This is a genomic window from Qipengyuania proteolytica (genome assembly GCF_019711565.1).
Taxonomy (GTDB): Bacteria; Pseudomonadota; Alphaproteobacteria; order Sphingomonadales; family Sphingomonadaceae; genus Qipengyuania; species Qipengyuania proteolytica.
In genome coordinates this window covers 1,303,435-1,319,542 of record NZ_JAIGNN010000001.1, presented here as the reverse complement: position 1 = coordinate 1,319,542, position 16,108 = coordinate 1,303,435, and the positions used below count along the sequence as shown (strand labels likewise).

Genomic DNA, 16,108 nt, shown 5'->3' with positions numbered 1-16,108 from the left:
ATTGCTTCAGCCGATCGAGCACCGCTTCAAGCCCCCTAACGCATCAGCACCAGCTCTTCCGCCATGGTCGGATGGATCGCGGTGGTCGCGTCGAAATCGGCCTTGGTCAGCCCCGCCTTCACGGCAATCGCGGCCGCCTGCATCATCTCGGGCGCATCGGGCGCGATCATGTGGATGCCGACGATCCGACCGCTGTCGCCATCGCAGACCAACTTCATCAGGCTGCGCTCGTTACGCCCGGCGAGTACGTTCTTCATCGGGCGGAAATCGGAGAGGTAGACCTTGACCGAGCCGAGCTTGTTCTTGGCTTCACCTTCGGTCATCCCGACCGCCGCGATGGGCGGATGGCTGAAGACGGCGCTGGGGATGCAGGAATGGTCGACCGCGACCGGATCGCCCTTGCCGAAAACCGTCTCGGCAAAGGCCTGCCCCTCGCGGATAGCGACAGGGGTCAACTGCACCCGGTCGGTGACGTCGCCGACCGCATAGATATGGTCGACATTGGTCTTGCTGAAGCGGTCGACCTTGACCTCGCCGCCCTCGCCCAGCTCGACGCCCACCTTGTCGAGCCCGAGGCCTTCGGTGTTGGGCATGCGGCCCACGGCGAACAGCACCAGGTCCGCCTTCTCTTCGTCGCAGTCGGACAGTTTCACGAAATAGCCGCCCTCGTCGCAAGGCTTGATGTATTCGAAGGTCGTGTTGAAGCGGAACTTGATCCCCTTCATCGTGCTGATCTGAAGCAAGCGGTCGCGCACCGCTTCGTCATAGCTGCGCAGCAGCCGGTCGCCGCGATTGACGATATGCACGTCGGAGCCGAACTCGTTGAAGATGCCGGCGAACTCGTTGGCGATATAGCCGCCGCCCGCGATGATCACCTTCTTCGGCAATTCGTCGAGGTGGAAGGCCTCGTTCGAACTGATCGCGTGTTCGGCGCCCTGGCATTCGGGCATGCGCGGACGCGCGCCGGTGGCGATCAGGATGTATTTGGCGGTGACGACCTTCCCGCTCGCGAGCGTGATCTCGTGCGGGCCGGTGATCTCGGCCCGCTCCTTGAATATGGTCACATCGTGGTTTTCGAGCGTTTCGGTATAGGCCCCTTCGATCCGGGTCACATCGTCGAGCACATTGTCGCGCAGGACCTTCCAGTCGAACTTCCTTTCACCGATCTCCCATCCGAACCTCTGGCAATCCTCGAGATCCTCGGCGAAATGCGCGCCGTAGACGAGCATCTTCTTGGGCACGCAGCCGCGGATCACGCAGGTGCCGCCGACCCGGTACTCTTCCGCGACCGCGACCTTCGCGCCGAGCGCCGCCGAGACCCGGCTGGCCCTTACGCCGCCCGATCCTGCACCGATGGTGAAGAGGTCGTAATCGTATTTGTCGGCCATGCGGCGCTCCTGTCAGCGTGAGAGGTGTCTCTCGCCAACGAGTAGCGCCTTGGCAAGGTCCGACTTAGGTTCCGCTGCGCGCGCGATTGCGGTTACGGTTGCGGTTGCGATTGCCGCCGGGGCGGCCACCGGCGGGTGCGCCCTCGCGCTTGGGCGCGCCGGCACGCGCCGGGTGCTTCTGCTTGGGCCTGGGCTTCTTTGCGGCACCGCCAGCCGGGCGCACCTTGGGCCGCGCCAGCTTCGGCTTCTGCTCGCGCTTCGTCGGCCCCACACCGTCGACCACGGCGCGGAAATTGTCGGGCAGCGGCAGGCGCTCGAACTCGGCGTCGGTCTTCTTGCGGATGTCCTTGAGGTAATCGCGCTCGTCCTCGGCGCAGAAGGCGATGGCGATGCCGTCCTTGCCCGCGCGCGCCGTACGGCCGATGCGGTGGACGTATTGCTCGGGCACGTTCGGCAGTTCGTAGTTGAGGACGTGGCTGACGCCCGGGATGTCGATCCCGCGCGCGGCGACATCGGTAGCTACCAGGATCGGGGTCTTGGCCCGCTTGAATTCGTCGAGCGCGCGCTCGCGCTGCGGCTGGCTCTTGTTGCCGTGGATGGCATTGGCCGGAATCCCGACCTGGCCGAGCCGCTTCACGATCCGGTCGCAACCATGCTTGGTGCGGGCGAAGATCAGTACGCGTTCGAATGTGCCGGGCACCTTGTGGCGTTCCGACAGGATCATTTCGAGCAGCGTTTGCTTTTCGTCCTGCTGGACCATGAACAGATACTGGTCGATGCGCTCGGCCGTGGTGCTCTCCGGCGTGACGCTGACCTTGACCGGATTGCGGCAATATTTGCCGACCAGTTCCTGGATCTGCTTGGGCATGGTGGCGGAGAAGAACAGCGTCTGGCGCTCTTCCGGGACGAGCTGGCTGATCCGGCGCAGCGCGTGGATGAAGCCGAGGTCGAGCATCTGGTCGGCCTCGTCGAGGACGAGGATTTCGACCTTGTCGAGAGTGAAAGCCTTCTGGTCGATGAGGTCGAGCAGGCGACCGGGCGTCGCGACGAGGATGTCGGTCCCGCGGTGCAGCTTGTTGCGGTCCTTGTTGACCGAGGTGCCGCCGACGATTGACTGGACCTTGAGGCCCGCGAGCGCTCCGTAATCCTTGGCGCTCTGAGCGATTTGGCCGGCCAGCTCGCGCGTGGGCGCAAGCACCAGCATGCGGCAGGACTTGAACGGCGTCTGCCGCTCCGCCTCGCGCAGATTGTCGATCGAGGGCAGCATGAAGGCCGCGGTCTTGCCGGTGCCGGTCTGGGCGATGCCCATGAGGTCGCGCCCTTCGAGCACGGGCGGGATGGCCTGTGCCTGGATCGGCGTCGGCGTCGAATAACCCTTGAGGTCGAGGGCCTGGAGAACGGGCTGCGACAGCCCGAGATCGGTAAATTGCGTCATTAAAACTCGCATTCGATATGCGGCGCGCAGACGGATTGGTCGCGCGGCGCGGGTGTCAAACGACCCGCGTGAAAAGGGAAGTCCTTGGAAAAAGACCGAGGCGCGGCCGGGGCGATGGATGTCTCTCACATCGCCGCTTCACGCTGGCTAGCGCGCTTCGATGGCGGCCATGTGGATGCTGCAGCGCAAAAAGTCAATCGTTTCCGCGCCACTCCGCATTGCGCGAGGGTTCCTCCACGGCCAGCCTGCGCGCGGTCGACCACGTCGCCTGGGTGAACAGGACGATCATGACCGTGCCGCAAACCCCGGTGAAGATGTCGAAACCGGAGATGCGGCCGAACCACCCTTCTCCGCTCGCGCCGAAGCCCATCATTGCCAGCGTGAAGCCGATCAGCAGGAAGCGCAATTCCGTCGGCCCGGCGTTGAGGTAGGACAGCTTCATCTCACCCAGCACGCGAACCCTCAGGAAGGCGTGAATCGAAAGGAGCAGGTAACCTGCCAGCGCGAGCAGCGCGACTTCAAGCTGGACATAGGGCGACAGGCCGATGCCGGCGAGGACCAGCGTGGTTGCCAGCCCGTCGCAACTGTGGTCGAGGAAATAGCCGTAGCGCGGGCGCTCGATCTTGCGGAACCGCGCCAGGCTGCCGTCGGTGCTATCGCCCAGCCACTGCACGGCGTACCCACCGATGGCGAGCCACAACCAATCCTCGCCCAGGTTGCTCAGCACATAGCCGGCAAAGACCATGACCGCGCCGACCATGCCGACGAAGGTCATCATGTCGGGCGTCACCCAGCCGGGCAGCCGGGCGCAGATCCAATTGAGCAAACGCCGTTCGCTCCGCGCAAGGACGTTTTCCTGAATGCGATTGATCGGTGCGGGCGTCGGCGTGCTGGTGTCGGTCATGTGACTTGCGCCAATGCGCTTCTTTGGCCGCGCTCACAATTGCGAAAACGTCAGCGCATTCGCATTGTCGCAAAGTGCGCACAGTCTGGCTCGCCTGCGCTGCATGGGATGCGAACACGCAAAGAGGCCGCTCTTGGCAGGGAGCGGCCTCTCGCTTGGGACGGTGGGTCTTCTGGTGCGCGATCAGGCGGCCTTCTTGCCGGCCAAGGCGTGGACGTCCGCCGCGCCGAGCAGCTGACCGCCGATGCCCCAGTCGCCCTGTTCGACCTCCATGATGCGGACCCAGGTCACAGGGCGCATGGCTTCGCCTTCGACCTCGACCATGGCCTCGGTCACCTTGCCGATAAGCTGCTTCTTCTGGTCGTCGGTGAAAACGTTCTTGATCACGTCGATGGTAACGAGCGGCATATCAATTCTCCTCAAATCAGGTTGGGTTCGGATCAGTTCCGATGCCCCCTTGCTAGGCCGCCCGGCCGCGCGATGCTTGACCTTGGCGTGAAGATGTCTGACGGTTTCATGGAGATTTGCCGCAAACGGGGATGTTCGGATGGACGGACCACCACCCCGGGTCGTGAAATTCGCCGGATATGCGCTCGATCCGCAGGGTTTCGAGCTGCGCCATGGCGGCGAGCGTGTGGCGGTCGAACCGCAGGTGCTCTCGCTGCTCCTCCTGCTTGCAGCGAACCGCGAGCGGATGGTCTCGAAGGACGAGATCATTGAGGAGGTCTGGGACGGACGGATCGTTTCCGAAAGTGCGATCTCCGCGCGGATCAAGGCCGCGCGCAAGGCAGTCGGCGACGACGGGACCGCGCAAAAGGTCATCCGCACGATCCACGGACGCGGGTTTCGGTTTGTCGCCGTGGTCGAGGAAAGCGTCGCCGCCGTGGTGGAGGCTGATGAGGCCCCAGCCGCAACCCCGCCCAGCACACGCCCTTCGATCGCCGTCCTGCCCTTCGCGCTGATCGGCGAGAGCGGGCCGCACGATATCATCGCCGATGCGTTGCCCGCCGACATCATCATGGACCTCGCGCGGATCAACTGGCTGTTCGTCATCGCGCGCGGATCGAGCTTCCGGTTTCGCGGGCCCGACGCCGATCCCATTGCGGTGGGCCGCGCGCTGGCGGTCACCTATTGCCTGACCGGACAGATCGAACGCACCGGCCATTCGGTGTCGGTGCGCTGTGCGCTGATCGACACGCGCGACGGGCACACCGTCTGGTCGGAACGCTATGAAGGCGCGATCGAGTCGCTGCAGGAACTGCGGCCCGAGATCGAGCGCGGCGTTGTCGAGAGCGTGCTCCAGCACATCCCGCAGAACGAGGTTCGTCTCGCACGCGGCCTGCCCGCCGCGCAGCTCGACGCCTGGGCGAGCTTCCACCTCGGCATCGATCACATGTACCGCTTCAATGCTGCGGACAACGCGGCCGCTTCGCGCCTGTTCGGCCACGCGCTCGAGCGCGATCCGTGGTTTTCGCGCGCGATGGCGGGGCTGTCCTTCACCCATTTCCAGAGTGCCTTCATGGCCTATGACGAACAGGTCGGGCGGCATGTCGAGCAGGCCCGCATGTTGGCGCAGAAGGCGGTCGAGACCGACCGGCTCGACCCTTTCGGCCATTTCAGCCTCGGGCGCTGCTCGTGGCTCGAGGGTCGGCTCGACGACAGCATCGCCTGGTTCGACCGGGCGACCAGCCTCAGCCCCAGCTTCGCACAAGGGGTCTACAACCGCGGTCTGGTCGCGACGATTGCGGGCCAGGCCCGGCAGGCAGACCGCGACCTTGCGCTGGCCCTCGATCTCAGCCCGCTCGACCCGATGGCCTATGCGATGATTTCCGGACGCGCCCTGACGCATCTGCAATTCGGCGAACTGGAACAGGCGGCGCAATTCGGCGAGCGCGCGGCGCTGACGCCCGGCGCGCACAAGCATATCAAGCTGATCGCGGCGCTGACGCTGAACCTCATCGGCAAGCGGCAGGAAGCCGCCGCCTGGCTGGCCAAAGCGCGCGCGGACGATGCCGACTTGTCCGCCGCGAGCTTCTTCCGGTCGTTCCCTTATGCGCAGGGCGAGGCCCGCGAGACGCTGGAGCGGGGCCTGCGCGCGATCGGTGTCTAGGCACTCCTGCCGAAGGGCCGGTTCAGGCGCACGATCGTCCAGTTGAGGATCGCCGCGAAACTCACCCAGGCGAGGTAAGGCACGATCATCCAGCTCGCCGCGACCGACCAGTCGCGCAGGAAGACGGTGAGCGCGAGCACCGAGAGCCACAGGAAAGGCACCTCGACCAGCGCCCAGTCGGGGCGCTTAAGGGTGAAGAACAGCGGCGACCAGAGAAAGTGGAACAGCCCGTTCACGAGGTAGAGCGCGATCAGCAGTGTGCGCTCTGCCTCGCTGTCCGTTCCGCGCCACGCCAGCACGAAGGCCCAGCCGGAGAGCCCGAGGATGATCGTCCACGCCGGGCCGAACAGCCAGTCGGGCGGCTGCCACGCGGGCTTCTTCAGCTCGCGATACCAGCTGCCGATCTTCGTGAGCAGCCCGCCGCCGAGGCCGAGGACCACGGCCCAGCCGATGGCAAAGATGATCGGAAAGTCCATGTGCAGCCGCTAGACCCGCCCGCAAGACAAGGCAAACGCCTTGCGCCACTCAGGCGTCCTGCGACCGCCTCTGGAGCAGCCGGCCGAGGCTCTCGGCGGTGGCATAGAAATTCATTTCCGCATGACGCACCACGCGTTCAGCGTCATCGCCGTTCGCCGAGGTACGTACCGCCGCGAGCCTCTCGTAACTCTTGCGGAATTCCTCCAGCAAATCTGTCTCGTCCATCCAAGCGACCCCATTCCGCTCCTTCCTCGCTCGATAATCCTCAGAATTGCAGAAAAGTCAAATGTATCATATGTTAAGCACCTCCAACTTGCGCATTTTGCAGGTGACATCCTTTTGAAAATTGGCGCGAAATGCGCCTCGACAGCGGAAAGTTTGCGGCGCAGATATTACGCGGGAGCGGGGGAGTTCGGGCGATGAGCAATAACATTTTGCGGCGGCTAGCGGGGCCGGGACTCATCTTCAGCGGTGCTGCTATCGGCACCTCGCACCTCGTCCAGTCGACCCGCGCCGGTGCGATGTTCGGACTGGCGCTGGTGGTGGTGATCGTGCTCGCCAACGTCCTCAAATACCCTGCCTATCGCTTCGGTTCGGATTTCGCTCACACGCGAGGGCGTTCGCTGCTCGCGGGCTATCGCGAGCTCGGCTTGTGGGCGCTCGTCCTCTTCCTCGCGCTGGTGATGCCGCTCGTCCCGATCATCTGGGCGGCGCTGGGCGCGGCCACCGCCGGGATCCTGACCGTGATCGTCGGTCCCGTCGCGCCCGTACCGGTGCTCGCCGCGCTGGTGATCCTCGCCGCGACTACGCTGCTTCTGGTCGGCGGCTACGCATGGCTCGACCGGATCAACGGCTGGCTGCTCGCTTTCCTCTGCATCGCGACGCTGGTGACCACCGCCACGGTCCTCCCCCGGGTCGAGTGGGCGACGCTGGTCGATTTCTCCTGGACGCAGCAGACCGCCGCGCTGTTGTTCATCGTCGCGCTCGCCGGGTTCATGCCCAATCCGATGGACGTCTCGGTCGCGCTCTCGCTGTGGAAGGTCGAGGGCGACCGCGCGCTGCCCGAGGGCGCCCACCCCTCTCTGGCCGAGGCGCGGCGCGGCTTTCTCGGCCCTTATGTGCTCACCACCGTCATGGCGGTGTGCTTCTGCATCATGGGAGCAGGCGTCATGCACCCGCAGGGCATCGCGCCGCTGCCAGACGCCCCGGGCTTCGCAGGGCAACTGGTCGACCTCTACCGTGCAGCGCTGGGCGACTGGGTCGCGACCCTCGCCGCGCTGTCCGCCCTCTCGGTGATGCTGACCACGGTGATCGCCGGGATCGACGCCTATGCGCGTATCGCGGGCGCTTCGCTGGCGATCTTCAAGGGCCACGAGGACGTGTCCTATTCGCGCCGCGATTATGCGGGTTTCTGCCTCGCCTTCGTCGCCATCGCACTGGTGACGGTGTTCACCCTGCTCAAGGACCTGACGACCTTCCTCGACTTCGTCACCTCTGCCAGCTTCGTGACCGCGCCGGTCGTGGCGCTGCTCAACCACCTCGTGGTCACCCGCTGCGCAATGCCCGAAGAAGCCCGCCCCGACGCGCTGTTCAGGGCGTGGAACTGGGTCGCGATCGTCGTGATGACGGCGCTGGCGGCGATGTACTTCGCGCTGAAGCTGGCCTAGCCCTCAGCCCAGCCCCGCCGCCTCCAGCAGCGCGTCGGTGCTGGCATCGAACTGTTCGCCGCCCTGCTCGATCGCCTTGGCCATTTGCTTGCCGAGCTCGACCCCGAACTGGTCGAAGGGGTTGATGCCCATCAGCACGGCGTTGGCGAAGGTGCGGTGTTCGTGAAAGGCGATCAGCGCGCCGAGGGCTGCCGCGTCGAGATCGTCGCACAGGATCGTCGCCGAGGGGCGGTCGCCGGGATAGTTGCGCGCCGGGTCCTCGCCCGCCTTGCCCGCCATCAGCGCCGCGCCTTGGGCGAAGCAGTTCATCAGCAGGATGCGGTGGTGCGCGGGATCGAGATCGTCGCCGGGTGCAACGCTGGCGATGAAGTCCACCGGGATCAGGTGGGTGCCCTGGTGGAGCAGCTGGAACACGGCATGCTGTGCGTCGGTGCCCACCCCGCCCCAGGTGATCGGCGCGGTCGGCCCGTCGACGGGCTTCATGTCCGCGGTTACGCGCTTGCCGTTGCTCTCCATCTCGAGCTGCTGGAGGTAGTCGGGAAACAGCGTCAGCCGCTCGTCATAGGCGAAGACCGCGCGCGTCTGGCAGCGGCGCACGCGGGTGTAATAGAGATCGGCGAAGGCCGCGCGCAGGACGAGGTTCGCCGACCCGTCCGTGTCGCGGAAGTGCTCGTCCACTGCCTTGGCACCGCCGAGCATAGCGCGGAAATCGTCCATGCCGACCGCCATGGCGATGGGAAAACCGATCGAGGACCAGATCGAATAGCGCCCGCCCACGCTTTCCTGAAACGGCAGGATGCGCGTCTCGTCGACGCCCCACTCGACGGCGCCTTCGGGATTGGCGGTGAGCGCGATCACGCGCCCGCCGGGATCGGACACGCCATTGTCGCGCAGCCATTTGAGCGCGCTTTCGGCATTGGTCATCGTCTCGATGGTGGTGAAGGTCTTGCTCGCCACCGCGATCAGCGTCTTGGCCGGATCGCACTTTGAGAACGCCGCTTCCAGCGCCACGCCGTCGATGTTGGAGACGACATGCACGTCGCAATAGGAGAGGTCGCGGCTCAAGGCGTCGACACCCAGTGCAGGGCCCAGCGCGCTGCCGCCGATGCCGATGTGGATGAGGTGCTCGACCTCGCCCAGCGCGCCTTGGTGGATCGCCTCCACCAGCATCCCCATGCGGTCGATCAGCGCCATCGCCTCTTCGACCTTGGCCGGATCGCCCGTGCCGCGCAGCGTGGCGTGTTCGGCGGCCCGCCCCTCGGTCGGGTTGACCACCTCGCCGCCGAACAGCTTGGCGCGCATGCCGGCGAAATCCATCGCCCCGGCCAATTCCTCGAACGCCGCGATCACGGCGCGGTCGAGATGCGTCTTCGACCAGTCGAACAGGATGCCGCCTTCGCCGAGCTCGATCCGGCCCGAGAGCATCGCCACGCGCTCCTCACCGCCCGGCTCGTCCGCCCCCTCGCCGCCGTCGCGCAGGGCGCTGAACAGCTCGCCCAGCGTCGGGCGCGGCAGGTTCTCGAGCGTGTTCCAGAGGGCGGCAGGCGTGGTCATGGTGCAAAAATCCTTTCGTGTCCGCATGTGCGCGACTAGGGAACTCGGCGATGATTGAGAACCCCGCATGACAGAGCAAGCGCTGGATACGAATGCCGTAGATACGGCGGAGAAGCCCGAGCAGGAAGAGAGCTGGGGCAGTTTCCTGTGGTTCTGCATCAAGCTGGTGCTGGCGGTGCTGCTGTTCCGCACCTTCCTGTTCAGCTTCTTCACCATTCCGAGCGAGAGCATGCTGCCCGGCCTGCGCACCGGCGATTACCTGATCGCGGCGAAATGGCCCTATGGTTATAACGAGAATTCGTTGCCTTTTGGTATTCCGGGACCTAAGGATCGCCTCTTCGCAAGCGAGCCCAAACGCGGCGACGTGGTGGTGTTCAAGCACCCGGTCGACGGGACCGATTACGTCAAGCGCGTGATCGGCCTGCCCGGCGATACTGTGGCGATGCGCAATGGCGTGGTGATCCTCAACGGCGAGCCAATCCGCAAGGAGGCTGCGGGCTATGCTGATCTTACGCTTAGCCCCAACACCAAATGTCGACGCGAAGCCGAAATTTCGCCAGACGGAACGGCATGTCGCTATCGCCGCTTTCGCGAGACCCTGCCATCGGGCAAGACTTTTTCGACGCTCGATTTCGGGCCGGTCGGAATGCGCGCCCTCACTGACAAAGACGGCAAACTGGTCCGGGATAGCTCGGGTAATGTCATTTCCATCGATCCCGACAACACTTCAGCGGTCATAGTGCCGGAAGGCAAGCTCTTTGTCATGGGCGACAATCGCGACAATTCGATGGACGGCCGTTTTCCGGCGCTTCCCGAAGGCGGCGTCGGGATCATCGATCAGAAGTTGCTCGTCGCGCGGGCCAGCGTGGTGCTGTGGTCGACCGACGGCAGCGCCGAATGGCTGCTCCCCTGGACATGGTTCACCGCCGCACGCTGGGACCGGATCGGGAGCAGCCTGTGAGCGGAGGCATGACGCCAGAGACCCGAGCCTGGCTCGAGGCGACCGGCTTCACGGTCAAGGACGAGTCGATGTGGCAGTCCGCCCTCACTCACGGGAGCATGGGCGAGAAACGCGATTACGAGCGGCTCGAATTCCTCGGCGACCGGGTGCTGGGCCTGTCGATCGCCGACTGGCTCTATGCGCAAAGCGACGCGCCCGAAGGCAAGCTCGCCCAGCGCCTCAATGCCATCGTCAGCCGCGAGATGTGTGCCGAAGTCGCGCGCGGCATTGGCCTTGCCCCCCATATCCGCATTTCGAAGCAGGCGCGTGCCGATGGCGGCCACGACAGCGACAACATCCTCGGCGATGTCATCGAAAGCCTGCTCGGCGCGCAATTCCTCGACAACGGCTTCGACGCCTCTCGCGCGCTGGTACGCGACCTCTTCCGCCCCGCGCTCGAAAGCGGAGCGGGCGTCGCCAAGCACCCCAAGAGCGCACTTCAGGAATGGGCCGCGGGCAACCGCCGCGCGCCGCCAAAATACGAAGTGACCGACCGCTCGGGCCCCGATCACGCGCAGACCTTCACCGTCCGCGTCAGCGTCCACAAGGTCGGCGAGGCGGAAGGGACCGCCAGCAGCAAGGGCGAAGCCGAAAAGGCCGCCGCAAAAGCATTCATGGAGCAGTTCGGATGAGCGAACAGGAACAGACCCGCTGCGGCGTCGTCGCCGTCCTCGGCGCGCCCAATGCGGGCAAGAGCACGCTGGTCAACCAGCTCGTCGGCCAGAAGGTCGCGATTACCAGCGCCAAGGCACAGACCACCCGCGCGCGGATGATGGGCATTGCGCTGCATGGGGACACCCAGATGATCCTCGTCGACACCCCGGGCATCTTCGCGCCCAAGCGCCGGCTCGACCGCGCCATGGTGAGCGCGGCTTGGGAAGGCGCGGAAGCGGCCGATGCCGTGCTGCTGATGGTAGACCCGATCAAGCAGCGCCGCCACGAACTCGAACCGCTGATCGAGCAGATCGCGCAGCGCCCCGAACGCAAGATCCTCGTCCTCAACAAGGTCGACCGGGCGAAGAAGGAACCGCTGCTCGCACTCGCGCAGGATCTCTCGGCCAAGGTCGATTTCGCCGAGGTGTTCTTCGTGTCGGCGCTGACCGGCGACGGTGTGCCCGAGATGAAGCAGGCGCTGGCGGACATGATGCCCGAAGGCCCGTGGATGTATCCCGAGGACCAGGTGTCCGACGCCTCCGAACGCTTGCTCGCGACCGAGATCACGCGCGAGCAGCTCTACCAGCAGCTCCACGAGGAACTGCCCTACGACAGCGCCGTGCGGCCGGAGAAATACATCCAGCGCCCCGACGGCAGCGTCGAGATCCACCAGCAGATCGTCGTCATGCGCGACAACCAGCGCGCCATCGTGCTCGGCAAGGGCGGATCCAAGATCAAGGCCATCGGCGAGGCTGCGCGCCAGGAACTCTCGGAAATCCTCGGGCAGAAGGTCCACCTCTTCCTCCACGTGAAGACCGATGAGCGCTGGAGCGAAGACAAGGAAATGTTCGAGGAAATGGGACTCGACTGGGTGCGGTGAGCCGGTGGCGGAGTCGTTCGTCTCTTCCGCCCTACTCGCCCAAGTCGGAGCCGCTCTGGCGGTCGGATTGCTGATCGGGATCGAGCGTGGCTGGAAGCTGCGCGAGGAGCAGCCCGGCTCGCGGGTCGCCGGTATTCGCACCTTCGCCCTGCTCGGCTTCGCGGCAGGGCTGGCGGGCGTGCTGGGCACGCGTGGCTACGAGATCGTCTCAGCAATCGTCGTCGCCGTCACGGCGGTCGTCATCGCGCTCGGCCATATGCGCTCGATGCGCGATACCGGCCGACCCGATGCGACCAGCGCAGTCGCGGCGATGGTGACGCTGGGCCTTGGCTTCCTTGCCGGCATCGGCGAAGAAGCGCTGGCGGTGGCAGGCGCAGCCATCGTCACCCTGATCCTCGCCCTGCGGACCGAGGCGCACCGGTGGATCGGCGCGCTGGACGAAGCCGATATCAAAGCCTTTGCGCGCTATGCCGCCATCGCGCTCGCCGTGTTTCCCTTCCTGCCCGAAGGTCGCTTCGGCCCTTACGCCGCATGGGAGCCGCGCACGCTGTGGCTGGTGGTGATCATCGTCACCGGCTTCTCCTTCGCCGGCTATGTCGCCAATCGCCTGTTCGGCGCGCGGCGCGGAACGATCGCGACTGCCGTGATCGGCGGGGCCTACAGTTCGACCGCGGTCACCCATTCCTTCGCGCAGAAGATTGGCGCGGGCCAGGGCGCCGGGGCGGAGAATGCGGGCATCGCGCTGGCGACGGCAGTGATGTACCTGCGGGTCATCGTGCTGGTCGCGATCCTCGCCACCGGCCTGCTCGTCCCCTTCGTCGTCGTGGTCGCGCCCGCGCTGGTGGTCGGGTTTGCCGTGGCATGGCGGCTCTATCGCAAGGCGCCGTCGACGACGGGTCCAGCCCCGCCAGGCAATCCCATCGCAATGCTCCCCGCGCTGACCTTCGTCGCTTTCGTCGCCATCGCCGCCGTCGTCGCACGCTGGGCGCAGGGCGAGTTCGGCGAACAGGGTATCGCGATCCTGCTGCTGCTGATGGGTAGCATGGACGTCGATGCGGCAATCGTGACCGCCGGCGGCCTCGAGCCCGGCACCATCGCACCGCAGCTTGCCGCGCTCGCGATCGCGGGCACGATCCTCGCCAACATGGCGGTCAAGCTCGGCGTGACGATCGCCTACGGCAAGTGCGAGGCGCACCCCGCAGCCTGGGCACTGGGCGCGAGCATGGTCGCACTGGCGGCGAGCCTGGTGGTGGGATACGCCCGGCTCTAGCGGCTCGCCGTTACCGCTTCTTCAGGATTTCGATCTTGTTCTTCTTGGCGAAATCCTTGGTCGATTCCTCGCTGCGGCCAATCGCCTTGGCAATTTCCTTGAGGCCCTTGCCCTTGCCGGCCAGCACGCGCAGCTGGCCCGCCTCGTCGGCCTTCCAGGGTTGTTTGTGGCGCTCGAACTGGTCTTTTTTCGCCATCAGTCGCTGGCCTTTTTCGCCGCTGCCTTCTTCTTGGGTGCGGCCTTCTTCTTCGCCGGGGCCTTTTTCTTGGCCGGTGCCTTCTTTGCCTTCTTCTTGGCCGGTCCCTTGGCGGCGCGGGCATCGATCAGTTCGATCGCCTGCGCTTCGGTCACGTCTTCGGGCTTCACGTCCTTCGGGATCGTGGCGTTGGTGGTGCCGTCGGTGACGTAGGGACCGTAGCGGCCGGGCATCACCTTGATCTCGCCCCCGCTCGTCGGATGGGTGCCGAGCGTCGCGATCGGTTCGGCCTTGCCGCGCCCGCCGCCGCCGCGATTGGCGGCCTGGGCGAGGATATCGACGGCGCGGTTCATGCCGACTTCGAAGACCTCGCGGGTCGACTGCAGCTTGCCGTACTTGCCGTCATGGCGAAGGTACGGACCGTAACGCCCGATGGCCGCTTCGATTTCCTTGCCGGTCTCGGGATGCGCGCCGACGATCCGCGGCAGGTTGAGCAGCTTCAGCGCCCATTCCAGGTCGAAATCGTAGAGGTCCTTGGGAATGCTCGCACGCTTGGCGTCCTTGCCCTCGCCCAGCTGGACGTAGGGGCCGAAGCGGCCGCTCTTGCGCTCCACCGGCAGGCCGGTTTCCGGGTCCGTGCCCATGACGCCGTCATCGCCGCCATCCTCGCCATCGGCCCCGCCGGGCTTGGCGAACTGGCGGGTGAACTTGCACTCGGGATAGTTGGCGCAGGCGACGAACGCCCCATACCGGCCACCGCGCAGCGCCAGCCTGCCGCCCTCGCGGCCTTCGGTCTCGCACAGCGGGCAATGACGCGGGTCCTTGCCGTCGGCGCGCTCGGGGAAGAGGTAGTCGGCGAGGAAATCGTCGAGCACTTCGGTCACTTCCGAGGGCTTCTTGTCCATCACCTCTTCGGTCTTGGGCTTGAAGTCGCGCCAGAACGCTTCGAGCAACTTCTTCCAGTCCTCGCGTCCGTCGCTGACGGTGTCGAGCTCTTCCTCGAGCCCGGCGGTGTAGTCGAAGGCCACGTATTGCGGGAAGAACCTTTCGAGAAACGCCGTCAGCAGGCGCCCCGACTCCTCTGCAAAGAAACGGTTTTTCTCCATCCGGACATAAGCGCGGTCGCGCAAGGTCTGGATGGTGCTGGCATAGGTCGAGGGGCGGCCGATGCCGAGCTCCTCCAGCCGCTTGACGAGGCTGGCTTCGGAAAAGCGCGGCGGCGGCTGGGTGAAGTGCTGGTTCGCCTCCAAGCCCCGTTTCAGCGGGCTGTCGCCCTTGGCGATGGCGGGGAGCAGGCCCTCATCGTCATCCTCCGCATCGTCGCGGCCTTCCTGGTATACGGCCAGGAAGCCGGGGTACTTCACGACCTGCCCGGTCGCGCGCAACTCGTGCCGGCCGGTCGGATCGCGCAGGGTGACGGTCGTGCGCTCGAGCTGCGCGGCCGCCATCTGGCTCGCCATCGCGCGCTTGAAGATGAGGTCGTAGAGGCGGCCCTCATCACCCGATGCGGCGCGGTCGCGATTGAAGTCGGTCGGGCGGATCGCTTCGTGCGCTTCCTGCGCGTTCTTGGCCTTGGTCTGGTAGATCCGCGGCTGGTCGGGGAGCGCGTGGCCACCATAGCGATCGGCCACTGCCTTGCGGCAGGCGGAGATCGCGCTGCCGTCCATCTGCACGCCGTCGGTCCGCATGTAGGTGATCGCGCCCGCCTCGTAGAGCGACTGGGCGAGCCGCATCGTGTGGCTGGCCGAGAAACCGAGCTTGCGCGCCGCCTCCTGCTGCAACGTCGAGGTGGTGAACGGCGGCGAGGGATTGCGCTTGAACGGCTTGGTCTCGACCTCCTCGACCGTGAAGTTCGCGCTTTCGACTGCGGCCTTCGCGGCCATGGCGCTGCTTTCGTTGCCGAGCGTCAGCTTGTCGAGCTTCGCGCCGTCGAACCTGACCAGCCGCGCGTCGAACTCGGTCCCGTCATGCTGCAGCTTGGCGATGACCGACCAGTATTCGTCGGCGCGGAAATGCTCGATCTCGATCTCGCGATCGACGATCAGGCGCAGCGCGACCGACTGGACGCGGCCGGCGCTCTTGGCTCCCGGCAGGCGGCGCCACAGCACGGGGCTGAGGGTGAAGCCGTAGAGATAGTCGAGCGCGCGGCGGGCGAGATAGGCGTCGATCAAATCCTGGTCGAGTTCGCGTGGGCGGGCCATCGCATCGGTGACGGCCTGCTTGGTGATCGCGTTGAAGGTGACGCGCTCGACCTCCTTGGGCAGCGCCTTCCTCTTCTGCAGCAATTCGCGCACGTGCCAGCTGATCGCCTCGCCTTCGCGATCGGGGTCGGTGGCGAGGATCAGGCGGTCCGCCTTCTTGGCGTTGTCGGCGATTTCCTTGAAGCGGCTCTGCTTGTCGCGATAGAGTTCCCAGTCCATCGCGAAGTCCTCGTCAGGACGCACGCTGCCATCCTTGGGCGGCAGGTCGCGGACGTGACCGTAGCTGGCGAGAACTTTGAAGTCCTTGCCGAGGTATTTCTCGATAGTCTTGGCCTTGGCGGGCGATTCAACGATGACCAGTTGCATGGGGTA

Annotated in this window: 15 protein-coding genes; 6 read left to right on the top strand and 9 right to left on the bottom strand. The window is 65.6% G+C overall.

What is annotated here, in order from left to right:
* Nucleotides 1–35: 35 nt before the first annotated feature.
* The 4 genes from gorA to K3172_RS06415 form a co-directional block, all read right to left on the bottom strand.
* Entirely contained in the window at nucleotides 36–1,388 is a 1,353-nt protein-coding gene (gene gorA / locus K3172_RS06430; protein ID WP_221588040.1) for a glutathione-disulfide reductase, read from the bottom strand.
* A gap of 64 nt (nucleotides 1,389–1,452) precedes the next feature.
* The gene (locus tag K3172_RS06425; protein WP_221588038.1) at nucleotides 1,453–2,823 is read right to left on the bottom strand and encodes a DEAD/DEAH box helicase; all 1,371 of its coding nucleotides are present in this window, start codon (nucleotides 2,821–2,823) and stop codon (nucleotides 1,453–1,455) included.
* A 193-nt stretch (nucleotides 2,824–3,016) separates the two neighbouring features.
* Nucleotides 3,017–3,727 carry a CDP-alcohol phosphatidyltransferase family protein gene (locus tag K3172_RS06420; protein WP_221588036.1) on the bottom strand — a complete coding sequence of 237 codons (711 nt, stop codon included), beginning with the start codon at nucleotides 3,725–3,727 and terminating at the stop codon, nucleotides 3,017–3,019.
* 183 nt (nucleotides 3,728–3,910) lie between these two features.
* Complete coding sequence (locus K3172_RS06415; RefSeq protein ID WP_221588035.1) at nucleotides 3,911–4,135, bottom strand: tautomerase family protein; 225 nt, start codon at nucleotides 4,133–4,135, stop codon at nucleotides 3,911–3,913.
* Nucleotides 4,136–4,298: 163 nt separating this feature from the next.
* Between K3172_RS06415 and K3172_RS06410 the strand changes: the two genes are divergently transcribed.
* Complete coding sequence (locus K3172_RS06410; RefSeq protein ID WP_221588033.1) at nucleotides 4,299–5,837, top strand: winged helix-turn-helix domain-containing protein; 1,539 nt, start codon at nucleotides 4,299–4,301, stop codon at nucleotides 5,835–5,837.
* Here the strand turns inward: K3172_RS06410 and K3172_RS06405 are convergent.
* Entirely contained in the window at nucleotides 5,834–6,313 is a 480-nt protein-coding gene (locus K3172_RS06405) for a TspO/MBR family protein (RefSeq protein ID WP_221588031.1), read from the bottom strand. The genes K3172_RS06410 and K3172_RS06405 overlap by 4 nt on opposite strands.
* Nucleotides 6,314–6,362: 49 nt before the next feature.
* Nucleotides 6,363–6,539 (bottom strand): hypothetical protein, encoded by a 177-nt coding sequence (locus tag K3172_RS06400; RefSeq protein WP_221588030.1) that lies wholly within the window; start codon nucleotides 6,537–6,539, stop codon nucleotides 6,363–6,365.
* Between the two features lie 194 nt (nucleotides 6,540–6,733).
* On the opposite strand from K3172_RS06400, the gene K3172_RS06395 reads away from it, so the two are divergent.
* Complete coding sequence (locus K3172_RS06395) at nucleotides 6,734–7,981, top strand: NRAMP family divalent metal transporter (protein WP_221588028.1); 1,248 nt, start codon at nucleotides 6,734–6,736, stop codon at nucleotides 7,979–7,981.
* A 3-nt stretch (nucleotides 7,982–7,984) separates the two neighbouring features.
* On the opposite strand, the gene pgi is transcribed toward K3172_RS06395, so the two are convergent.
* Complete coding sequence (gene pgi / locus K3172_RS06390; protein WP_221588026.1) at nucleotides 7,985–9,535, bottom strand: glucose-6-phosphate isomerase; 1,551 nt, start codon at nucleotides 9,533–9,535, stop codon at nucleotides 7,985–7,987.
* A 67-nt stretch (nucleotides 9,536–9,602) separates the two neighbouring features.
* Here pgi and lepB point away from each other — a divergent pair, with 67 nt between their 5' ends.
* Genes lepB through K3172_RS06370 form a run of 4 tightly spaced genes read left to right on the top strand, consistent with a single transcriptional unit; the run spans nucleotide 9,603 to nucleotide 13,339 of the window.
* Nucleotides 9,603–10,496 (top strand): signal peptidase I, encoded by an 894-nt coding sequence (gene lepB / locus K3172_RS06385; RefSeq protein WP_221588024.1) that lies wholly within the window; start codon nucleotides 9,603–9,605, stop codon nucleotides 10,494–10,496.
* 8 nt (nucleotides 10,497–10,504) lie between these two features.
* Nucleotides 10,505–11,167, top strand: coding sequence for a ribonuclease III (gene rnc, locus K3172_RS06380; RefSeq protein WP_221588022.1), 663 nt, complete (start codon nucleotides 10,505–10,507; stop codon nucleotides 11,165–11,167).
* Complete coding sequence (era, locus tag K3172_RS06375) at nucleotides 11,164–12,069, top strand: GTPase Era (RefSeq protein ID WP_221588020.1); 906 nt, start codon at nucleotides 11,164–11,166, stop codon at nucleotides 12,067–12,069. Before rnc ends, era begins: the two co-directional genes overlap by 4 nt.
* Nucleotides 12,070–12,073: 4 nt before the next feature.
* Nucleotides 12,074–13,339: an MgtC/SapB family protein gene (locus tag K3172_RS06370; RefSeq protein WP_221588018.1), complete on the top strand. Its 1,266-nt coding sequence runs from the start codon at nucleotides 12,074–12,076 to the stop codon at nucleotides 13,337–13,339.
* Between the two features lie 10 nt (nucleotides 13,340–13,349).
* Here the strand turns inward: K3172_RS06370 and K3172_RS06365 are convergent, their stop codons facing one another.
* On the bottom strand, nucleotides 13,350–13,535 hold the full coding sequence (locus K3172_RS06365; protein ID WP_221588016.1) for a hypothetical protein: 186 nt from the start codon (nucleotides 13,533–13,535) through the stop codon (nucleotides 13,350–13,352).
* On the bottom strand, nucleotides 13,535–16,102 hold the full coding sequence (gene topA, locus K3172_RS06360) for a type I DNA topoisomerase (protein ID WP_221588014.1): 2,568 nt from the start codon (nucleotides 16,100–16,102) through the stop codon (nucleotides 13,535–13,537). Before topA ends, K3172_RS06365 begins: the two co-directional genes overlap by 1 nt.
* Nucleotides 16,103–16,108: the final 6 nt, after the last annotated feature.

Coding starts and splice junctions, on each gene's coding strand:
- K3172_RS06405 (WP_221588031.1), bottom strand. CDS start 6,313: ATGGACTTTCCGATCATCTTTGCCATCGGCTGGGCCGTGGTCCTCGGC.
- K3172_RS06420 (WP_221588036.1), bottom strand. CDS start 3,727: ATGACCGACACCAGCACGCCGACGCCCGCACCGATCAATCGCATTCAG.
- K3172_RS06415 (WP_221588035.1), bottom strand. CDS start 4,135: ATGCCGCTCGTTACCATCGACGTGATCAAGAACGTTTTCACCGACGAC.
- K3172_RS06365 (WP_221588016.1), bottom strand. CDS start 13,535: ATGGCGAAAAAAGACCAGTTCGAGCGCCACAAACAACCCTGGAAGGCC.
- era (WP_221588020.1), top strand. CDS start 11,164: ATGAGCGAACAGGAACAGACCCGCTGCGGCGTCGTCGCCGTCCTCGGC.
- K3172_RS06395 (WP_221588028.1), top strand. CDS start 6,734: ATGAGCAATAACATTTTGCGGCGGCTAGCGGGGCCGGGACTCATCTTC.
- gorA (WP_221588040.1), bottom strand. CDS start 1,388: ATGGCCGACAAATACGATTACGACCTCTTCACCATCGGTGCAGGATCG.
- lepB (WP_221588024.1), top strand. CDS start 9,603: ATGACAGAGCAAGCGCTGGATACGAATGCCGTAGATACGGCGGAGAAG.
- pgi (WP_221588026.1), bottom strand. CDS start 9,535: ATGACCACGCCTGCCGCCCTCTGGAACACGCTCGAGAACCTGCCGCGC.
- K3172_RS06400 (WP_221588030.1), bottom strand. CDS start 6,539: ATGGACGAGACAGATTTGCTGGAGGAATTCCGCAAGAGTTACGAGAGG.
- topA (WP_221588014.1), bottom strand. CDS start 16,102: ATGCAACTGGTCATCGTTGAATCGCCCGCCAAGGCCAAGACTATCGAG.
- rnc (WP_221588022.1), top strand. CDS start 10,505: ATGACGCCAGAGACCCGAGCCTGGCTCGAGGCGACCGGCTTCACGGTC.
- K3172_RS06425 (WP_221588038.1), bottom strand. CDS start 2,823: ATGACGCAATTTACCGATCTCGGGCTGTCGCAGCCCGTTCTCCAGGCC.